Raw genomic sequence first — 17772 nt, 5'->3', positions numbered from 1 at the left:
CATCCCTCTAGCTTCGAGCCTAGAGAGATGAATACTCACCTACCGACGCGTTCGATGAGTTTCATGGCGTCGAAGGGTGCGTAGCCCTTGATGTCGTTGTCGAAGTACACGTGGACGTCCCGGCCCGCCGACGTCCACTCGGAGATCGTGGTGGCCCAGCGATCGAGGGCCTCGTCGGTGTAGCCGCTGGCGTACAACTCCTCGTCCCCGTGCAGCCGGGCGTACATGAAATCCGCTGTTGGGGTGTCGATGTACGGGTACTTCCCGGCGGTGTCGGCAACCACGATCGCAATATCGTTCTCGCGCAACAGTTCCACTGCCTCGTCGGAGGCGAAGCTTGCATGCCTGGCTTCGATACAGTGCCGCAGTGGCCGAGACGACGCAGCCGGCAACAGCACTCGATCCTCGGCCAGTTTGTCGTCCCGAGACTCCGCCAAAGTCATTGCAGCAGAAACAGTTCTGGGCAACAGGGCGCAGAAGTCCGCCATCTTCTGCGCGTCGAACTCGAGATTGGGTGGGAGCTGCCACAGGAACGGCCCCAGCTTGTCGCCGAGGGTGAGGACCCCGGTGGCGAAGAAGTTCGCCAATGCCGACTCGACACCGACGAGCCGCTTGATGTGCGTGACGTACCGCCCACCCTTGATGGAGAACACGAAGTCGTCGGGAGTCTCGTCGTGCCACTTGGTGAAGCTCGACGGCTTCTGCATCGCGTAGAACGTGCCGTTGATCTCGATCGACGTCAGGTGCTCGGACGCGTACCCGAGTTCCCTGCGATGCGCGAGACCGCTCGGGTAGAAATCCCCTCGCCACGGCGCGTACGTCCAGCCGGAGATACCGATCAGAACCCGAGGGCGATGCTGCGCGGACATGAGCGGACTGTAGACGGGCAGTAGCGTCGTCCTTGTGCGATCCGCCCCACGACACGTCCGGATACCGACGTTCCTGTTCGCTGGCGTGTTCGCCTACGGGACGGTCGTGCATCTCGTCCAACTGGCCGTCGGCGGCGGAGATCCCTATCCAGGTGTACCCGCAGTCATCGCATGGTTCTTCGTCGCACTGGTCGTCCTCGATCCGCTCGCGGCGGTTCTCATCGCGCAGCGCAGAAGGATCGGACTGCTGCTCGGTTCCACCACACTGCTGCTCGACGCGGCGGCCAACGCCGTGGTGAATTACCCACCGCACGACTCGGCCGTCGGCGTGACGGCCGGCCGCGTCGGCCAGGCTGTGGTGACGGCCCTCGCGATACTCCTCGTCCTCGCGACGCCGCGGCTCTGGCGCTGGTATCGGTAGCCTCGATGGCATGCAGCGCCCATCGGCTTTCGGCTCCCTGGCGCTGGTCTGCGCGTTACTCGCCGTCAGCTGCGCCGACGCAGCAGCCGAGCGTCACGACCAGCCGACGCCGCGCCAGGCCGCCGCGGTACCGGGTGTCGGGCTGACGACGGAACCAGCCGCGATCACGACATCCATGGTGGCGGGAGTTGCTGCAGAGTCGGATCCGACGACGCACGAGGTCGGTGTCGAATCATCGACCTCCGAGGTGCGGACATCGGGGTGGGACGAGTTTCCGTATCTTCGCTACACCGTCTCGGTGCAACCGGGGACCCAGAGAACGACGCTCACCTGGTCGGGTAGATCGGTCAACACCAACGATCTCGCGTTGCACGTATGGAACGACAAGACCGACGAGTGGGGCCCGGCACTCGCGGCCGCAGCACCTGCCACACCCGGCGGGGAGATCCAGCTCAGCGCGGAGGTAGCCAGTGAGAGCGGCACTGTCGAGGTTCTCGTCATCGACAGTCCTCGCGCGGATCGTTCGTTCGCCGAGACCAACTCCACCCCGGACAGGGCTTTCGCGAACGCCGACACCTACGACTTCGCGCTCCAACACATCACCGACACCCAGTACATCTCGCGCGACGACCCGGGCGTGTACTCGGAGATGACGCAGTGGACCGCCGACAACGCCGACGAGTTGAAGATCGACTACAGCATGCACACCGGCGACCTCATTCAGAGCTGGATCAGCCCCGGTCGCCCGGATACGCAGGCCCGCAAGGAATTCGAGGTAGCCAGCGAGTCGATGAACATCCTCGAGGAAGCGGGCATCGCACACGGCGTGTTGCCCGGCAACCACGACAACATCTGGAACGTCGCCGGCAAATTGGTTCCGGGTGAGCACGAGAAGAATCACGCGCTCTACAACGAGTACTTCGGCCCGCAGCGCTATCGTGATCAGCCGTATTGGGGTGGATCGTTCACCGAAGAAGACAATTCGGCGCACTACGATCTGGTCGACATCGCCGGCGCAAAATTCTTGATGCTCTTCATCGGCTACAACCCGCCGGAGAAGGTCATGCAATGGGCCGAACGAGTTCTCGACGACAACCCCGATCGCAACGTCGTCATCGGCACGCACTACTACCTCGACGAACTCGGCGAGAAGAAGCTGATGGGGTTCGGCGACATCGGATCCAGTTCGGGGCAACAGATCTGGAACCGACTCGTCGTACCCCACGAGTCGGTGTTCCTCGTACTGTCCGGGCACGTGGACGGCCAGTTCGCCGTGGTCGACGAGAATGTCGGCGACAGCGACCGTACCGTCGTACAGCTACTGGCCGACTACCAGTACTTCGAGGTCGACGGGGAACGAAGTACCGGCTTCCAACGGCTGCTCCAGTTCGACGTCGACGGTGGCTCCATGGCCGTCACCACCCATTCGCCCTCGCTCGACGCATTCGACGTCGAGAACTACGACATCAAGAACCGATACGGTCCCGAGGACGGCGAGTTCGTCACCGACTTCACGTTGCGCGCCGACGTTCCCCGGGCCGTGATGGCCAACTAGCTGGCACCGCGGACTCCACCGGGCCATAATCGATGTCCATGCGGTCGGGTGGACGAGCGGTAGTTCTGACGCTGGTCGCTGCCGGTATGTGGCTGTTCGCGACGCCACCTCTCGATCCCGGAACCGCAGACTTCGTTTCCGCGCCGGCACCGGTTCCCCCCGCTGCCCCGGTCGTCGAACCACCACCGCTGACGCTCGACGAACTCTCCGCTCGGGTCGATCCGGCCGTCGTAACCCTGACGGCGTCGGCCGGCTACTCCGGAGTTGCCGGCACCGGCTTCGTCGTCGCCCCCGACGGGATCGTCCTCACCAACTTCCACGTCGTCGAAAACGCCGCCGACCTCAGCGCAGTGAACATGGGCAACGGACTGATCTACGACGCCACCGTGCTGGGTTACGACAAATCTCGTGACGTGGCGGTCGTGCAATTGATCACCGCGGCAAACCTGCCAGTGGTCGAGTTGGCCCCGGACCCACTTCCCGACGTGGGTGATGCGGTCACTGCCATCGGGAACGCTTCGGGTGCAGGGGTATTGGTACCGGCGCCCGGTGCTGTGACCGCCCTCGATCAGCAGGTGCGCACTCGCAGTTCGGTGGACGGTTCACGTAACACGCTGGACAAGATGATTCGCGTCGATGCCGATGTGCGAGCGGGAGATTCGGGTGGGCCACTGTTCGACGCCTGGGGCAGGGTGGTGGGTGTGAACACCGCCGGACTGTCGGACGAGGCGCGCAACGGCACCGAGTTCACACCGCCACAGGCACCCGAGGCCTACGCCGTCCCGATCGGCGAGGCGGTTGCCGTACTCGATCAGGTGCTGGCCGGGCGATCCGGCGGCACAGTACATGTGGGCCCGACGCCGTACTTCGGGGTCTCGGTGCGTGACGTGTCGGTCTTCGAGAACAAACCGGCGATGGGTGCAGCCGTCGTCTCGGTGAACTCCGATTCTCCCGCGGAGATTCTCGGCTTGTCGGCGGGAGACATCATCGTCTCGCTGGATGGAACGGACGTGCAGTCCTCCGCGGATCTGTCGGAGGCACTCGTCGGTCGCATCCCGGGCGATACCGCCGTCGTGGAGTGGGTGGACGATGCAGGCGTAACCACCACCAGCACAGTCACTCTCGCCCAGGGAACCCCGAGCGCCTGAGGGCGATCAGGCCTGCAACACCGACAACACATTGCCCGCCGGATCTGTGAACCAGGCGATCAACGGCCCACCGTGTCGAAAGATTCCCTTGTCGTCGGTCCCCATATCTGGATACTGTTGGAACGCAACACCTTTTGCGGTCAGCACATCGACTGCAGCCTCGATGTCGACCACCGGGAAGTTGAGGATTGTGTAGTGCGCCGGCACGTGGCCGGGCCGAGGGTAGACCAGCACCGTCGCGGCTCCCAGGTGTAGTTCGAGCATCCCCATCTCGTTGTCGGTCACCTCGAGACCGAGGGTGTCGGCATAGAACGTGCGGGCCGCAGGCAGGTCGTCGACGGCGAATCCGGAGAACGGTGCTCGGGCCAGATCGATGGTGGTCATGGACGAATTATCGCGCTCTCTCACGTGCCATGGGCCGATATCCGAGTAGCGTGGCTTCCGTGACTATTCGCCTCGGTTACCAGATGCCCAACTTCAGCTACGACGGTTCGGTCGCAGAACTCTTTCCCCAGGTCATCGCGCAGGCGCGCGAGGCCGAAGCGGCCGGGTTCGACACCGCGTTCGTGATGGATCACTTCTACCAACTCCCTGGAATCGGCAAGCCCGACGAGCCCATGCTCGAGGCCTACTCCGCGCTGTCCGCCCTTGCGACCGCCACCGACACCATCCAGCTCTCCGCCCTGGTCACCGGAAACACCTACCGCAATCCGGCGATCCTGGCCAAGACCGTCACCACGCTCGACGTCGTCAGCGGCGGTCGCGCGATCCTCGGCATCGGAGCCGGCTGGTACGAACTCGAGCACCAGAGCTTCGGACTCGAATTCGGCACCTTCACTGATCGGTTCGAGCGTCTCGACGAGGCCCTGCAGATCATCGAACCCATGTTGCGCGGCCAGCGTCCCACGTTCGACGGCCTCTGGTACCAGGTCGAGAACGCGATGAACGAGCCGCGTATTCGCGACGACCTGCCGATCATGCTGGGCGGCGGTGGCGAGAAGAAGACCTTCGGCCTGGCCGCTCAGTTCGCCGATCACCTCAACATCATTTGCGACGCAAACGAATTGCCGCGCAAGATGGCGGCCGTTCAGGCCCGCTGCGAGGAAGTCGACCGCGACCCGAAGGATCTCGAAACGAGCTTCCTCGCGTTCGTCATCATCGACGAGGACGGCGACAAGGCCAAGGAATTGCAGCGCGAGTTCGTGCTGAAGCAGGGCCTCGATCTGACGAACCTGTCCGAGGAGGACGCGGCGAAGGCCACCGATCGCCACTTCTGCGGAACCCCTGACGATGTTGCCGAGCAGGTGCAGAAGCGCGTCCTCGATCAGGGCATCGACGGCGTCATCATCAACCTGATCACCAACGGGCACCAGCCAGGAGCCGTCGAGCTGGCAGGAAAGGCATTGAAGCCTCTCGTCTGAAAAGGCTGTCGCCTGCTCCGCACGTGTGGCGGAGCAGGCGACAACAGCAGGACCCAACCGGTGCTATCGAGGCGGTTTGACTGCCAGCACCGGCTTGGGGCACGAGAGCAGCAGCTGCTGGGCGGAGCTGCCCATCAGCAGTTTGCCCACTGCTGACCGGTGTCTGATTCCGATGACCAGTACGTCGGCATCGTCGCCGTCCATGACGGTGAGCAGTGCGTCGACGGTATCCGGGACCACAGCCTGGTCCAGGACGTACTCGACGCCGGAGCGATCGAGGGTGGCGTGCAACTCCGTCACGGCCGCGGAATCCGCGAATCGCGGATCGGCCAAGGAGTCGCCGGTGGAGGTGTTGACGACCTTGAGGCCGGTGTTGCGGAACTTGGCCTCGGCGATTCCGTGCTCGAGTGCCGCGGCACCGAATTTGTCAGGGGTGTAGCCGACGACGATCATGCATTTTCCTTCGTCTTCTGGAGGGTGGGTGCAGTACGGGGCCGTACGAGCTTTGCCACGAACGGCGCAGCCAGTAGCGCAACGATGACGACGTAGACCACGATGGCGATGGGTTCGGAGAGGACGCTGCTCCATTCGCCGCCGCCGAGCTGCAGCGTCTGGCGCAGTTGACGCTCCACCCGTGGACCGAGGATGACACCGATGATGAGTGGCAGGACGGGTAGTCCGAAGCGCCGCATCATCAGTCCGAGCAATCCGAAGATCAGCAGCAGTACCAGATCGAGCCACTGGAGATTGACGGCGTAGGCACCCAGCACGGCAAAGAACAGAATTCCCGCATACAGGTACGGCCGCGGTGTGCGCAGCAGTTTCGCCCACAATGGTGCCAACGGGAGGTTGAGCACGAGCAGCAGGAAGTTACCGATGAACAAGCTCGCGATCAACGTCCAGATCAGCAGCGGTTCTTTGTCGAACAACGTGGGTCCGGGCTGAATTCCGTATGACACGAACGCGGTGAGCATGACTGCTGCAGTGGCATTCGTGGGCAGACCCAACGACAGCATCGGCACGAGAGTGCCTGCCGCAGAAGCGTTGTTGGCTGCCTCTGGACCTGCAACACCCTCGATGGCACCCTTGCCGAACTCCTCCGGATGCTTGGACAGCTTCTTCTCGGTGATGTACGACAGGAACGTCGGCAGCTCCGCCCCGCCGGCGGGCAACGCGCCGAACGGGAATCCGTATGCGGTACCGCGCAACCACGGCTTCCACGATCGCTTCCAATCGCTCTTGCCCATCCATGGGCGCCCGACGGGAATCACCTCGGCCGGCTTGCGGCGCAGATGCGCAGCGACCCACAGGGCCTCGCCCAGTGCGAATACGGCGACAGCGATGACCACGATGTCGATTCCGTCGGAAAGTTGAGCGACACCGAAGGTGGCCCGGGGTTGGCCGGTGAGGAAATCGATTCCCACGAGTCCGATGGCGAGTCCCAGCAGCAGAGAGATGCATCCGCGCAATTTCGAGCTGCCGAGTACCGCAGTCACAGCGACCAAGGCCAGTACCATGATTGCCAGGTACGAGGGCGCTCCCAACGACACCGCGAAGCGCGAGACGATGGGGGCGAACAACACCAGAAGCATGGTTCCGATCGATCCGGCGATGAACGATCCGATGGCGGCCGTGGCGAGTGCTTGCGCGGCCCGCCCGGCCTTGGCCATCTTGTTGCCTTCGATAGCGGTGATCACCGACGACGATTCGCCCGGAGTGTTGAGCAGGATCGATGTGGTCGAGCCGCCGTACATGCCGCCGTAGTAGATACCGGCGAACATGATGAATGCCGCACTGGGACTGACGTTGTAGGTGATCGGAAGGAGCAGTGCGACGGTCATTGCCGGGCCGATTCCCGGCAGTACACCCACCGCGGTGCCCAACAGCACTCCGATGCACGCATAGAGCAGATTCATCGGGGTGACGGCTTCGGAGAAGCCTTGCATCAGCCAGTTCAGATTGTCCATCAGAGTATTCCGTCCAGAATGCCTGCAGGCAGCGGTATCCCGAGCCCGACGTAGAACGCATAGAAGCTCAGAAGTGAGAGAACGAGCCCGATGGCCAGGTTACGAATCCAGTGTCGATTGCCGAGAATCGTTGCGGCCCCGCCGAAGAGCATCGCCCCGACGATCACCCAGCCCAGCGTGTCCACCAGCACGATCGTTGCCACGAAGAGCCCGACGAGCAGTCCGACGGTCTTCCAGTCGGCCGGAGTAGAGGTGTCGATGTCTTCACCACCGTCCTGTTCACCTCGGCTACCCCTGAGGGTTGCCACGGCGAGCAAGACGGAGCAGACGAGCATCGCGATCCCCACGACGATGGGAATCAGCTTGGGACCCACGGGATCGACCTTGGCGAATTCCGCTGTGAGAGAAAGCGCGTCGACGATCAAGAATACGCCGACCACCAGTAGTACCGCGCAGACCAGGAGCTGCGCGCGGTCCGGACCGACCTTCTCCGACCCAGTCTCACCGCTATCGTCGGTGCGGTCGACCGTGGCGGTCATACGAGTCCCAGTTCTGTGAGTGTCGACTCGACCCGGGCGTCCTGATCTCGCAGGAACTGCTCGAAAGCAGGTCCGGTCTCGAATGCGTCGATCCATCCGTTGGTCACGAGCGCTTCCTTCCATTCTTCGGTGCCGTGCAGCTCGGTCAACGCCGCAACCATCTGTGCACGAACGTCTTCGGGTGTTCCGGGCGGTGCGAGAACACCGCGCCAGTTGGTGAACTGCAGATCGATACCGGCTTCGGTCAGGGTCGGTGCATCGATGCCGGGCAGTCGCTCGGCTCCCGACACGGCCAGCACTCGCACCTGTCCGGCCTCGATCTGATCGATGTACTCGCCCAGCCCCGACGTGCCCGCGGAGATCTTGTTGCCCAGCAGGGCCGTCAACAGATCGCCGCCGCCGTCGTAGGACACGAAGTTCACGGCCGTCGGATCCACGCCCACCGTGCGCGCGGTTTCCATCGGAAACAGGTGGTCGGGCCCGCCCGGAGAGGATCCTCCGCCGATCGTCACCGAGGACGGGTCGGCCTTCCACGCCTCGACGAAGTCGGCGACGGTCTGGAACGGCGAATCCGCGGGGACGAGAATTCCCTCTTGTTCTTCGACGATCTTGGCGAGCGGGGTGGCGTCGGAGACTCGATCGGTCGAGCCGTTGGTGTACATCGCGCCGACGACACCGAGTCCCATCATCATCATCAGGTCGTCGTTGCCTGCCTCGTTCATCAATCGAGCCATGGCAACGGTTCCGCCTGCTCCGATGACGTTGAAGACCTCGACGCGGCCGGTGATGTCGGTTTCCTCCATGATCTTCACTGCGGTTCGCGCGGTCAGGTCGTAACCCCCACCGGGACTGTTGGGCACCATCATCCGGATGCGGTGCAGCCCCTCGCCTTCGTCGCCTCGGGTGACGCCACATGATGCGAGCGCCAGCACGAGCAGTGGGATCAGTGCCAACACCACTGTCAGCCTTCTGGGCATCGGTCCTCGTTTCGGTTCGGTCTCTGTGAGACTGTGATCGGTAGCAAGTATCGATTCCAACGTGATGCGAGTCACTTTTGAGAAACCAATGGAAGTTAAGTTCTTTGTGGTCACGACAGAGTCGACGAGCAGTCAACCGACGACACACCCTCACCCTCGCCGGGCAGTACTTGGTGTTGCAGCTCGCCGTCCTCGCCCTCGTACTCGGTGCCGTCGCCGCGATATCGATAGAGCAGTCCACCGACGAATTTCGCGACCTGCGCGGAGCTCGGATGCTTTCCGTTGCCGAGAATCTGGCGTCGACTCCCGTCGTTCGTGATCAGCTGGACGCGCCATTGGTCGAACGAGTGCTCGCACCCGACGTAGATCGGGCGGTCGCGCTCTCCGGCGCATCGCTGGCAGAAATAGTGTCCACCGACGGTGCTGTGATCGTGTCCACCGATCCCACCCGAATCGGTAGCTCAGCCGCCCTGGGGGACAGCGACGTCCTCGACGGCCGCGGGTGGTCGGGTGACATCGAAGCTGCGGGCATCCGGTCCATTGCCGGCCACGTCCCCGTCCTGGCACCCGATGGTTCGGTGCTCGCCATCGTGACCGTGGCGGAGCGCTACCCGTCTACGTGGACGCTGTTGTCCGAGTCCGGAGCGAGATTGATTCTGTACCTGGCAATCGGTGCCGGTCTGGGTGCCGTGGGGTCGTGGTTGCTCTCTCGCCGGATACGGCGACACACGTTCGGCCTGGAGACAGCAGAGATCGCCAGCCTCGCCGACCATCGAGAAGCGTTGTTGCACAGTATCCGTGAGGGGGTGATCGCCATCGGAAACGACGGCACCATCACCGTGATCAACGACAGCGCATGCACACTTCTCGGGCTCGATCCCACCGTGGTCGGCAAGCAGGTGGACCACGTCGGCATCGACGACGGGGTACTGGACGTTCTGAAGTCCGACGGAGAGGTGGCGGACTTCATCGTCACGACCGCGCACAGGGTGCTCGCACTCAACCGCCGCACCGCCACCAGCCGCGGACAACACATCGGCACCGTCACCACGATGCGTGACAGCACCGAGCTCGCGTCGATGCAGAGTCAGCTGACGTCACACCGCAGTGTCACCGACACGCTCCGCGCCCAGACTCACGAATTCGCCAATCAACTCCATACCATTTCCGGCTTGGCCCAATTGGGCAGTTACGACGAGGTGACAGCCCTCGTCGGCACCCTCACCCGTAGGCGCGCGGAGATCAGCGAATCGATCACCGCACACATCCACGATCCAGCGGTGGCAGCGCTACTCATTGCGAAGACGTCGTTGGCCGCAGAAATCGGTGTGCGCCTGACTCTCGACCCCGCATCCAACCTGAGACCGCTCGACCCCGCGATGTCGACGGACGTGATCACGGTGGTGGGCAATCTGGTGGACAACGCACTCGACGCATCGCGCGAATGCGGCGAGCGTGCCATCACGGTCGTCATCGACGACACAGACGAGTTGGTCATCGATGTCACCGACTCGGGCCGAGGGGTGCCGGAACACATGCGACAATCCGTGTTCTCACGGGGAGTGACCTCGAAACCCGACCAACCCGGCGGGCGCGGAATCGGTCTCGCTCTGGTCCGATTGGTCAGTACGCAACACGGCGGAACAGCGATGGTGGACGACGCCGCTACCGGGGGCGCCAGATTCCGGGTGCGAATCCCGTTGCCGGAGCGAGAGAGCACAGGAGAACGATGACCGCATCGACGACCGTCCTCGTGGTCGACGACGACTTCATGGTGGCCGACATTCATCGTCGCTTCGTGGACCGGACAGACGGCTTCAGGGCAGTGGGTGTAGCTCGTACTGCAGCGGAAGCACTCACTGCCATTGCCGAACTACAGCCGGATCTGATTTTGCTCGACGTCCATCTTCCGGATGCATCTGGGCTCGACGTCCTCCGAACGTTACGCGCGCAGAACAACGCCGTAGGCGTCATCATGATCACCGCCGCTCGCGAATTGGATACCGTCAATGCCGCGCTGACCGGTGGTGCCACGGACTACCTCATCAAACCGTTCGAGTACGTGAACCTGAGAGACAAGCTCGACGCGTTTCTGGCGCGCCGGAAGGCTCTGTCCACGGATCGGCTCGACCAGGGTGTCGTCGACGCTCTGTTCGGTCGTGGAACCGCCGCCGCCGAACGCGTGCAGTTGCCGAAGGGAATGTCCGCCGAGACAGGGAAGTCGGTGCTCGACGTCATCACGCCGGGAACCGAATTGTCGGCGAGTGAATGTGCCGATCTCGTCGGGATTTCGCGCGTGAGTGCACGCAGATACCTCGAGCATTACCTGACACACGAGATTCTCGATATCCGGCTGCAGTACGGCAGGGCCGGGCGACCCGAACGGCTGTATCGCCGTCGATAGTGGCACGCCGGCATACCTCCAGCAGTAGCCACGACGGCGTGAGCAGTGGCATAGTTCCCCCGTGGCTCAGCTGAGGATGAACGGGCACCGTGTCTTGGTCGCAGACCTGACCGGCGACTCCCTGCGCGCGATGTCGGGTTCGATGGTGGCCTACGAGGGCGATGTTGCTTTCAAGAGCGCCGGGATGGGCGGTGGCGGCGGTTTCCGCGCCGCGCTCAAACAGAAGGTGACCGGCGAGTCGTTGTCGCTGATGGACGTGTCCGGCAAAGGCACCGTGTACTTCGCAGTCGACGCCCAGGACATCACGCTCGTGGAGGTCCAGGGCGACAACCTGCACGTCGAATCGTCTCAATTGCTGGCTCTCACAGGTCAATTGAAGACGGACGTGAAGTTCTCCGGCCTTCGTGGTGCGACGTCGGGGCAGGGGCTTTTCACCACCGTCGTCAGCGGCTCGGGGACGGTGGCATTGCTGTCGAAGGGTGGGCCGATCATCGCGCTCGCCGTCGATCCGCAGTATCCGCTCGTCGTCGACCCCGACGCATTCGTCGCGCATCGAGGACAGCTCAACCAGAGCTTCGTCACCGACGTCACGTGGCGCTCCGCCATCGGCGGCGGCAGCGGCGAGGCGTTCTCCCTCCGCTTCGACGGCCAGGGCGTCGTCTACATCCAACCCGAGGAGCGCTGACGTGCCACTCGAACTCGTCAACAGCAAAGTCGTCAAATCCGTTCTGGCACCGAATCAGAGTGTGCTGGCTCGGCGCGGATCGATGCTCTACTACACCGGCGATGTCCGGTTCGTCCCGCATTCCATGGGCGGCGGCGCAGGTGCCATGCCCGGCATGAGCGGTGTCGCAGGGATGGCCGGGCGCATGATGGCAGGCGAGCATGTGGCGATGATGGCCGCCGAGGGTCAGGGCGAGGTCTTCTACGGCCACGCCGGGCTGTACGTCGAAGTGATTCATCTCGACGGCTCGTCCATGCTCACCGTCGAAGCCGATCGCCTGCTGGTGCACGACGGCTACCTGCAGAGTTCCATCGTTGCCCTCACCTCCCAGGGCGGCGTTCGCGGAGCAGTGCGCGGTGCCATGACCGGGCAGGGTCTGTTCACGACGCAACTCACCGGTCAGGGCAGCGTCGCGGTCCTGTCGCACGGCGGCGCGACTCCACTGCAGGTCGGGCCCAACAACCCCATGGTCGTGGTCGATCCGCAGGCGTACGTGTGCCACATCGGCAACATCAACGTCGACATCTCCGCCAATGTCGGGTGGCGTGACGCCGTCGGCAAGGGCAGCGGCGAGGCGATCCAGTTGAAGATGACCGGCATGGGCACCGTGTGGGTGCAGGCGTCCGAGCAGAAGTTCTAGGGAGCGGCAATGAGTTTGGAGATTCACACCCCGTACACCCTGCCGGTCAACGACAACGTGCCCGGCAACGACTACGCGTTCTGCGTCGAACTCGCAGGCCAGCCGTGGTTCACGTCGAAGGGCGCGATGATCGCGTACTACGGCAACATTCGCTTCGAACCGCTCGGGCAGACGTCGATGCCCGCCATCGTCGCCGCGCGCTTCTCGTCTCCGCTGTACTCGAACGACTGGGTGCTGGCGCAGGGCCAGGGCAAGCTGATCCTCGGCGATCGCGGATTCAACATCAACAGCTACGACCTCGACGACGGCAACCTGACGATCCGAGCCGCGAATCTGCTGGCGTTCGAGCCCACTCTGGACCTCAAACAGTCCATCGTGCCCGGCTTCCTGACCCTGCTCGGTACCGGCAAGTTCCTCGCCTCCTCCAACGGCACGGTCATGTTCGCCGAGCCGCCGCTGCGGATCGACCCGGAAGCGCTTGTCGGTTGGGCGGATTGCCCGTCACCCTCGCATCACTTCGACGCGGACTGGATGCAGAACTTCCTCGGCGCAGCACGCGGATTCCTCGGGGCCAACAGTGGGGAAGAGCGTCAGTTCGATTTCACCGGCGCCGGCACGGTGCTGATCCAGTCGAGCGAAAAGGTTCTGAACGACACCCATCTGTTGCGGCACATCGAATCGCAGACGGTCTCGCTCGGCCAGAACTCACTGCGGGCACTGCACAACACCATCGGGGCCCGGCTACAGCAGTAGCTTCTCGTCCGTTCGGAAGAAGGCGCGCATACTGGAGTTTCACTCAGGAGGTAGCGCCATGGCCAACCAGGGACCCTTCGGATTCGGATCCGACGACTTCGACAAGTTCGCGCGTGAAGCAACCGAGGGCCTGCGCGAGGTCGTCGGCTCGCTGTTCGCCAATACGGGAGCACCCAAAGCCCCGCCCGAGCCGGAAACCACAGGCCAGAAGGGTGATGGCGTCTGGGCGATCTACAGCGTCGACGATGCCGGCTCGGCGCAGATCGATCAGCTCTACGCCACCGAACTCGATGCGCTGCGGGCACACAAGGACAACACCGACCCGCGTCGACGGGTTCGTTTCCTGCCCTACGGCGTGAGCGTCAGCGTTCTGGAGGACTGAATCGGGTGCAGCTGACCGCGCTCGTCAGCGCGGCTGGCTGCACCGGATTCTCGACGTCGGTACCTTTGATTCTCGTGACCACACAGCAAGATGCAATCTCGATTCCGTTGGGTCGGCCCGTGTTCGTTCAGGCGCTGAGGTACACCGCACTGTTCGATCAGAAGCCGTTCGCCGAGGCGTTGTTGATCTACACCGACAACGGCGCGTACAAGATCATGTCTCCGGGAGAAGATCATTACGGCAGCTATGTCTCGTACACCGACCCCGCCGAGAGTCCTCGGCACGTGATCTTCCTGTCGTGGCCGTCGGAGGATTGGGGCCGCAACGTCGCCTCGCACACTCTGACGTTCAATCCTGACTCTGCAGCGTTCACGCAGGTACTCGTTCTGCCCGGTAGCCCGGTGCCGCGCTCGCAGTACGGCTATGCGCTGCCGATCGCCGGTCCGGAGAGTGTGGACATGACGGCCTCCTGGGATCAGGTCCGAGACACGTACGCCGAGACGTTCGAGGAACTGACGACCCGGGCTACATAGCCGTTCCGACAGCATCGACGCCGAATGTCTCGATGGCATTCACAGCGTGCTCCACGCCGCCGTGCGCGCGTACCTCTGCGCTGATCTCACGTGCGCGCGGCGCGAGTCCACGGGCCTGTTCGACGGCGTCGAGCAGTCCCGTCGCCGTCACCTCGTCGAAATCGACGTGCACTCCGACGCCGAGTTCGGCGAGCATCGCGGCGTTGCCGAACTGGTCGACCGCCTGCGGTAGGGCAACTGTCGGTACGCCGAACCACAGGGCTTCGGTGCACCCGCCCATTCCGGCGTGGGTGACGAACACAGTGGCGGCATCGAGTACCGCGAGCTGCGGAACGTGTTCGTGTACCTCGATATTTGCGGGTAGCTCCCCGAGCACAGTGGGGTCGACGCGTCGGCCGATGGAGATCACCACGTGCCAGTCCGTGTTCGCGAACGTCTCGATGCACAGCAGGTAGAAGTCTGGGCGTTCGTTGTACCCGGTGCCGAACGATACGTAGAGGACGGACCCCTCGGGCGCGGACCACGATCGGTCGTGCAGGCGCACCGGATCGAGACACGGGCCGACGAACTGCACCGAACTCGGAACCCGATCGGCGTTCGGCTGCATCACTTTCGGGATCAACGACAGGCAGTGCGCCGGGTACGTGATCCACTCCCAGGGGTCGGCGTCGATGTTGTTCTCTCGCAACCAGGTTGCATAGGTATCGCGATACGCAACGCCGCTTGTCGACTCACGGATAGAGGTGATTCCATCACCGAGATCCTCGACGTAGCCGTCCCAGGCGACGTATGTGGGGGAGAGCTGTACGGCCGGCACTCCGTACCGGACGCCGAGGACGGGAGCGGACAGGCCGCCGATGTCGTAGAGGATCACATTCGGCTGATCGTCGTCGTAGAACGCGGTGAGCACGGGAAAGGACGCAATCGCTTCGTCGAGGAACACCTGCATCGCCGACGCCGGGTCGTCCGGCCAGGAGCCCTCCCCGTCGGGAAGAATCGACGGGAACGCCACCACCTCGACACCGGCGGGTTCGACCACGTGCCGCAACGACTCACCGACGGCATAGGTGACACGATGCCCGCGGCGGACCAATTCGGCGACGACGGCGAGCGAGGGGTAGATGTGACTCGGTGCCGTCGTGCCGATCATCGCGATGTGCATGTCGCCACCGTAGGACGCGGACAGGGCGCAGGGCTAGGGATTTTCGTTGGCGATCAGATCGAGCAGACCGGGGAACCGATCCTCGAGCTCGTGGCGGCGCAGCGTCACTTTACGACTGTTTCCGCGGTCGACCTGGAACACCAGACCTGCCTCACGTAGCACTCGAAAGTGGTGCGTGAGAGTCGATTTGGTGACACCCAGCTCGAACGACATACACGTTCGCTCGGCTCCGTCGTCGTCACCGACGAGTTCGGTGACCACCTGGCGACGCAACGGGTCCGCCAGCGCGGACAGCACCGCACCCAGTTGCATTTCCTCGGGCTCGGGATGCCCGTCCTTGTCTGCCATGCACACCTCCTATGAGGTACGACTTGCGCCGTACCTTGAAAACTGGTCTAGTACGAAAACCATCGTACCTATGATTCAGGGGGCCACATGAAGGCAGTGCTACCGGTCGTATTCGCGGCCCAGTTCGTCGTACCGATGTCGATCTCGGGCACTGCAATCGCCCTTCCGGTCATTGCCGGCGACCTCGGCACCGATCCGACGCCTCTGCAGTGGGTCGTCAACGGTTTCAACCTCGCATTCGCGCTGTTCACCGTGGTCTGGGGCGCGGTGTCGGACAGGATCGGTCACCGCACGTCGTTCCGCATCGGGGTCGTGTTGACGGCCGTCGCGAGTGCGGTCAGCGCCGTCGCGCCGTCGTTGTACCTGCTCGATGTGGCGCGGGTGTTCGCGGGCATCGGAGCCGCAGCGGTTCTGGTGGGCTCCACTTCCATTCTCTCGCTTCACTTCCACGGCGCGGCCAGAGCAACCGCGTTCGCACTGTTCGGCACCGTGAACGGTCTCGGTCTGGCACTCGGGCCCACCATTTCCGGGCTGCTCGTCGCGGCGTTCGAGTGGCGGGGCGTGTTCGCCGCACAGGCGGTCGTCCTGGCTGCGGCGGCCATCGGCACCCTGGCTCTGCCGGCTCTGCGAACGGAATCCACGGCGCACCGCCTGCTCGATTTCTCGTTACTGCGCAACCGCAGATTCCTCGCCCTGTGCCTCGTTCCGGTGGCCGGGGCCATCGGATTCGTCACGCTGCTCACGTATCTACCCGCTGCGCTGAGCGCCGTCGCGTCGCTGACGCCGGGGCTTGCCGGAGTGTTCATGCTCGCGATGACCGTCCCCGTTCTGGCCGCTCCGCTGACCGTTGCCCGCCTGAGCCGCGCGTTCGACGCCGTCACCCCCACTCGGGTCGTGCTGGTCAGCCTCGGCTGCCTCGTCTTCGGCAATCTGGGCATGCTGGCGCTGCAACCAGGTGTCCCGCTCGGTGCCGTCGTGGTCCCGATGATCGCGTTGGGGCTCGGATTCGGGCTCCCGATCGGCTTGGTGGACGGCGCGGCACTGGCCGCTGTGCCGCCGCACAGGAGCGGTACCGCGGCGGGCGTGTTGAACCTGTTTCGCATCGGCAGCGAGGCTCTCATGGTGGCCGGATATGCCTGGTTGCTGACTGTCCTGGTCCGCGGCGAGGTCCCCGACCGAGCCGACGCCGACGCCGCAGCAGCCGGACGCCCCGGATTTGCCGACGCCTACGCACACGCCTTCACCGAGGTCGTCTCCGTCGTCGTCGTAGCTCTCGTCGTGACCTCGACGGTGATCTTCTCGCTGTTGCGAACACCACGCCGGGACGTATCGTCGGCCAATGTCCTTTCTGCAACCGGTGACCCTCACTGACGACCTCGTGACCCTCGAGCCGCTGAGCCGCGATCACCTCGAGGGGCTGTGCGATGCCGCCCGCGACGGCGAGCTCTGGAAACTCTGGTACACGAGCGTTCCGAAACCGGAAGACATGGCCGCCGAGATCGATCGCCGGCTGGGACTGCTCGACGCGGGAACCATGCTTCCATTCACTCTGCGGCGCAACGACACCGGACAGATCCTCGGCGCGACGACCTTCTGCAACGTCGACGCGAACAACCGCCGCGTCGAAATCGGATACACCTGGAATGCGCGCTCCGCCCACGGAACCGGCACCAACGCGTCGAGCAAACTGCTGTTGCTGACGCACGCCTTCGAGGAACTAGGTTGTATCGCGGTGGAATTCCGCACCCACTGGATGAACCTCCAATCGCGGACGGCCATCGCGAAACTCGGAGCCAAGCAGGACGGAATTCTGCGCAATCACCAACGCATGGCCGACGGTTCACTGCGCGACACCGTCGTGTTCTCGATCATCGAATCCGAATGGCCCGCCGTGCGCAACGAACTCCGTCGGCGTACCGCACGGTAAGT

General features: G+C 63.7%; 21 protein-coding genes. 13 read left to right on the top strand and 8 right to left on the bottom strand.

The features are described 5' to 3' along the window. Window positions 1–35: 35 nt before the first annotated feature. On the bottom strand, window positions 36–869 hold the full coding sequence (locus tag QM588_RS01895) for a DUF72 domain-containing protein (protein ID WP_283311088.1): 834 nt from the start codon (window positions 867–869) through the stop codon (window positions 36–38). 34 nt (window positions 870–903) lie between these two features. On the opposite strand from QM588_RS01895, the gene QM588_RS01890 reads away from it, so the two are divergent. From QM588_RS01890 to QM588_RS01880, 3 genes are read left to right on the top strand one after another with little or no spacing between them, the layout of a single operon-like run. After that, window positions 904–1290, top strand: a complete 387-nt coding sequence (locus QM588_RS01890) for a hypothetical protein (RefSeq protein ID WP_283311086.1) — start codon at window positions 904–906, stop codon at window positions 1288–1290. A 10-nt stretch (window positions 1291–1300) separates the two neighbouring features. Continuing rightward, window positions 1301–2845, top strand: coding sequence for a metallophosphoesterase (locus tag QM588_RS01885; RefSeq protein WP_283311084.1), 1545 nt, complete (start codon window positions 1301–1303; stop codon window positions 2843–2845). A gap of 38 nt (window positions 2846–2883) precedes the next feature. Then, on the top strand, window positions 2884–3993 hold the full coding sequence (locus QM588_RS01880; protein ID WP_283311082.1) for a S1C family serine protease: 1110 nt from the start codon (window positions 2884–2886) through the stop codon (window positions 3991–3993). A gap of 6 nt (window positions 3994–3999) precedes the next feature. Here QM588_RS01880 and QM588_RS01875 read toward each other — a convergent pair whose 3' ends face one another. Further along, window positions 4000–4377 carry a VOC family protein gene (locus tag QM588_RS01875; protein ID WP_283311080.1) on the bottom strand — a complete coding sequence of 126 codons (378 nt, stop codon included), beginning with the start codon at window positions 4375–4377 and terminating at the stop codon, window positions 4000–4002. A 59-nt stretch (window positions 4378–4436) separates the two neighbouring features. Between QM588_RS01875 and QM588_RS01870 the strand changes: the two genes are divergently transcribed. Then, window positions 4437–5414, top strand: coding sequence for an LLM class F420-dependent oxidoreductase (locus tag QM588_RS01870; protein WP_032368006.1), 978 nt, complete (start codon window positions 4437–4439; stop codon window positions 5412–5414). A gap of 63 nt (window positions 5415–5477) precedes the next feature. Here the strand turns inward: QM588_RS01870 and QM588_RS01865 are convergent, their stop codons facing one another. The 4 genes from QM588_RS01865 to QM588_RS01850 are packed head-to-tail and all read right to left on the bottom strand — an operon-like array spanning window position 5478 to window position 8897. Continuing rightward, window positions 5478–5867: a universal stress protein gene (locus tag QM588_RS01865; protein WP_283311078.1), complete on the bottom strand. Its 390-nt coding sequence runs from the start codon at window positions 5865–5867 to the stop codon at window positions 5478–5480. After that, window positions 5864–7381 carry a tripartite tricarboxylate transporter permease gene (locus QM588_RS01860; protein ID WP_283311077.1) on the bottom strand — a complete coding sequence of 506 codons (1518 nt, stop codon included), beginning with the start codon at window positions 7379–7381 and terminating at the stop codon, window positions 5864–5866. The genes QM588_RS01865 and QM588_RS01860 overlap by 4 nt, the downstream gene beginning before the upstream one ends. Beyond that, window positions 7381–7920: a tripartite tricarboxylate transporter TctB family protein gene (locus QM588_RS01855; protein ID WP_037172412.1), complete on the bottom strand. Its 540-nt coding sequence runs from the start codon at window positions 7918–7920 to the stop codon at window positions 7381–7383. The genes QM588_RS01860 and QM588_RS01855 overlap by 1 nt, the downstream gene beginning before the upstream one ends. After that, window positions 7917–8897 (bottom strand): Bug family tripartite tricarboxylate transporter substrate binding protein, encoded by a 981-nt coding sequence (locus QM588_RS01850; protein WP_283311075.1) that lies wholly within the window; start codon window positions 8895–8897, stop codon window positions 7917–7919. Before QM588_RS01850 ends, QM588_RS01855 begins: the two co-directional genes overlap by 4 nt. A 104-nt stretch (window positions 8898–9001) precedes the next feature. Between QM588_RS01850 and QM588_RS01845 the strand changes: the two genes are divergently transcribed. The 7 genes from QM588_RS01845 (at window position 9002) to QM588_RS01815 (ending at window position 14333) form a co-directional block, all read left to right on the top strand. After that, complete coding sequence (locus tag QM588_RS01845) at window positions 9002–10630, top strand: sensor histidine kinase (protein WP_283311073.1); 1629 nt, start codon at window positions 9002–9004, stop codon at window positions 10628–10630. After that, on the top strand, window positions 10627–11301 hold the full coding sequence (locus QM588_RS01840) for a response regulator (RefSeq protein WP_283311071.1): 675 nt from the start codon (window positions 10627–10629) through the stop codon (window positions 11299–11301). The genes QM588_RS01845 and QM588_RS01840 overlap by 4 nt, the downstream gene beginning before the upstream one ends. Before the next feature lie 76 nt (window positions 11302–11377). Continuing rightward, window positions 11378–11986 (top strand): AIM24 family protein, encoded by a 609-nt coding sequence (locus tag QM588_RS01835; RefSeq protein WP_027495163.1) that lies wholly within the window; start codon window positions 11378–11380, stop codon window positions 11984–11986. A 1-nt stretch (window position 11987) separates the two neighbouring features. After that, window positions 11988–12665, top strand: coding sequence for an AIM24 family protein (locus tag QM588_RS01830; protein WP_027495162.1), 678 nt, complete (start codon window positions 11988–11990; stop codon window positions 12663–12665). Between the two features lie 9 nt (window positions 12666–12674). Continuing rightward, window positions 12675–13418, top strand: a complete 744-nt coding sequence (locus QM588_RS01825; RefSeq protein ID WP_032369978.1) for an AIM24 family protein — start codon at window positions 12675–12677, stop codon at window positions 13416–13418. A 58-nt stretch (window positions 13419–13476) separates the two neighbouring features. After that, a complete protein-coding gene (locus QM588_RS01820; protein ID WP_032369979.1) occupies window positions 13477–13800 on the top strand; it encodes a hypothetical protein in 324 nt (107 codons plus the stop codon). Between the two features lie 74 nt (window positions 13801–13874). Further along, a complete protein-coding gene (locus QM588_RS01815) occupies window positions 13875–14333 on the top strand; it encodes a hypothetical protein (RefSeq protein ID WP_283311066.1) in 459 nt (152 codons plus the stop codon). Here the strand turns inward: QM588_RS01815 and QM588_RS01810 are convergent. Continuing rightward, window positions 14326–15495: a macrolide family glycosyltransferase gene (locus QM588_RS01810; protein ID WP_283311064.1), complete on the bottom strand. Its 1170-nt coding sequence runs from the start codon at window positions 15493–15495 to the stop codon at window positions 14326–14328. The genes QM588_RS01815 and QM588_RS01810 overlap by 8 nt on opposite strands. A 33-nt stretch (window positions 15496–15528) precedes the next feature. Then, window positions 15529–15843: an ArsR/SmtB family transcription factor gene (locus QM588_RS01805; protein ID WP_283311063.1), complete on the bottom strand. Its 315-nt coding sequence runs from the start codon at window positions 15841–15843 to the stop codon at window positions 15529–15531. Window positions 15844–15930: 87 nt separating this feature from the next. On the opposite strand from QM588_RS01805, the gene QM588_RS01800 reads away from it, so the two are divergent. Beyond that, window positions 15931–17214, top strand: a complete 1284-nt coding sequence (locus tag QM588_RS01800; protein WP_283311062.1) for an MFS transporter — start codon at window positions 15931–15933, stop codon at window positions 17212–17214. Next, window positions 17183–17770: a GNAT family N-acetyltransferase gene (locus tag QM588_RS01795; protein ID WP_222090522.1), complete on the top strand. Its 588-nt coding sequence runs from the start codon at window positions 17183–17185 to the stop codon at window positions 17768–17770. Before QM588_RS01800 ends, QM588_RS01795 begins: the two co-directional genes overlap by 32 nt. The last annotated feature ends 2 nt before the right edge of the window (window positions 17771–17772 follow it).

It is taken from the genome of Rhodococcus sp. IEGM 1354 (genome assembly GCF_030056855.1).
Taxonomy (GTDB): Bacteria; Actinomycetota; Actinomycetes; order Mycobacteriales; family Mycobacteriaceae; genus Rhodococcoides.
This window is presented reverse-complemented; position numbering and strand designations above follow the sequence as displayed.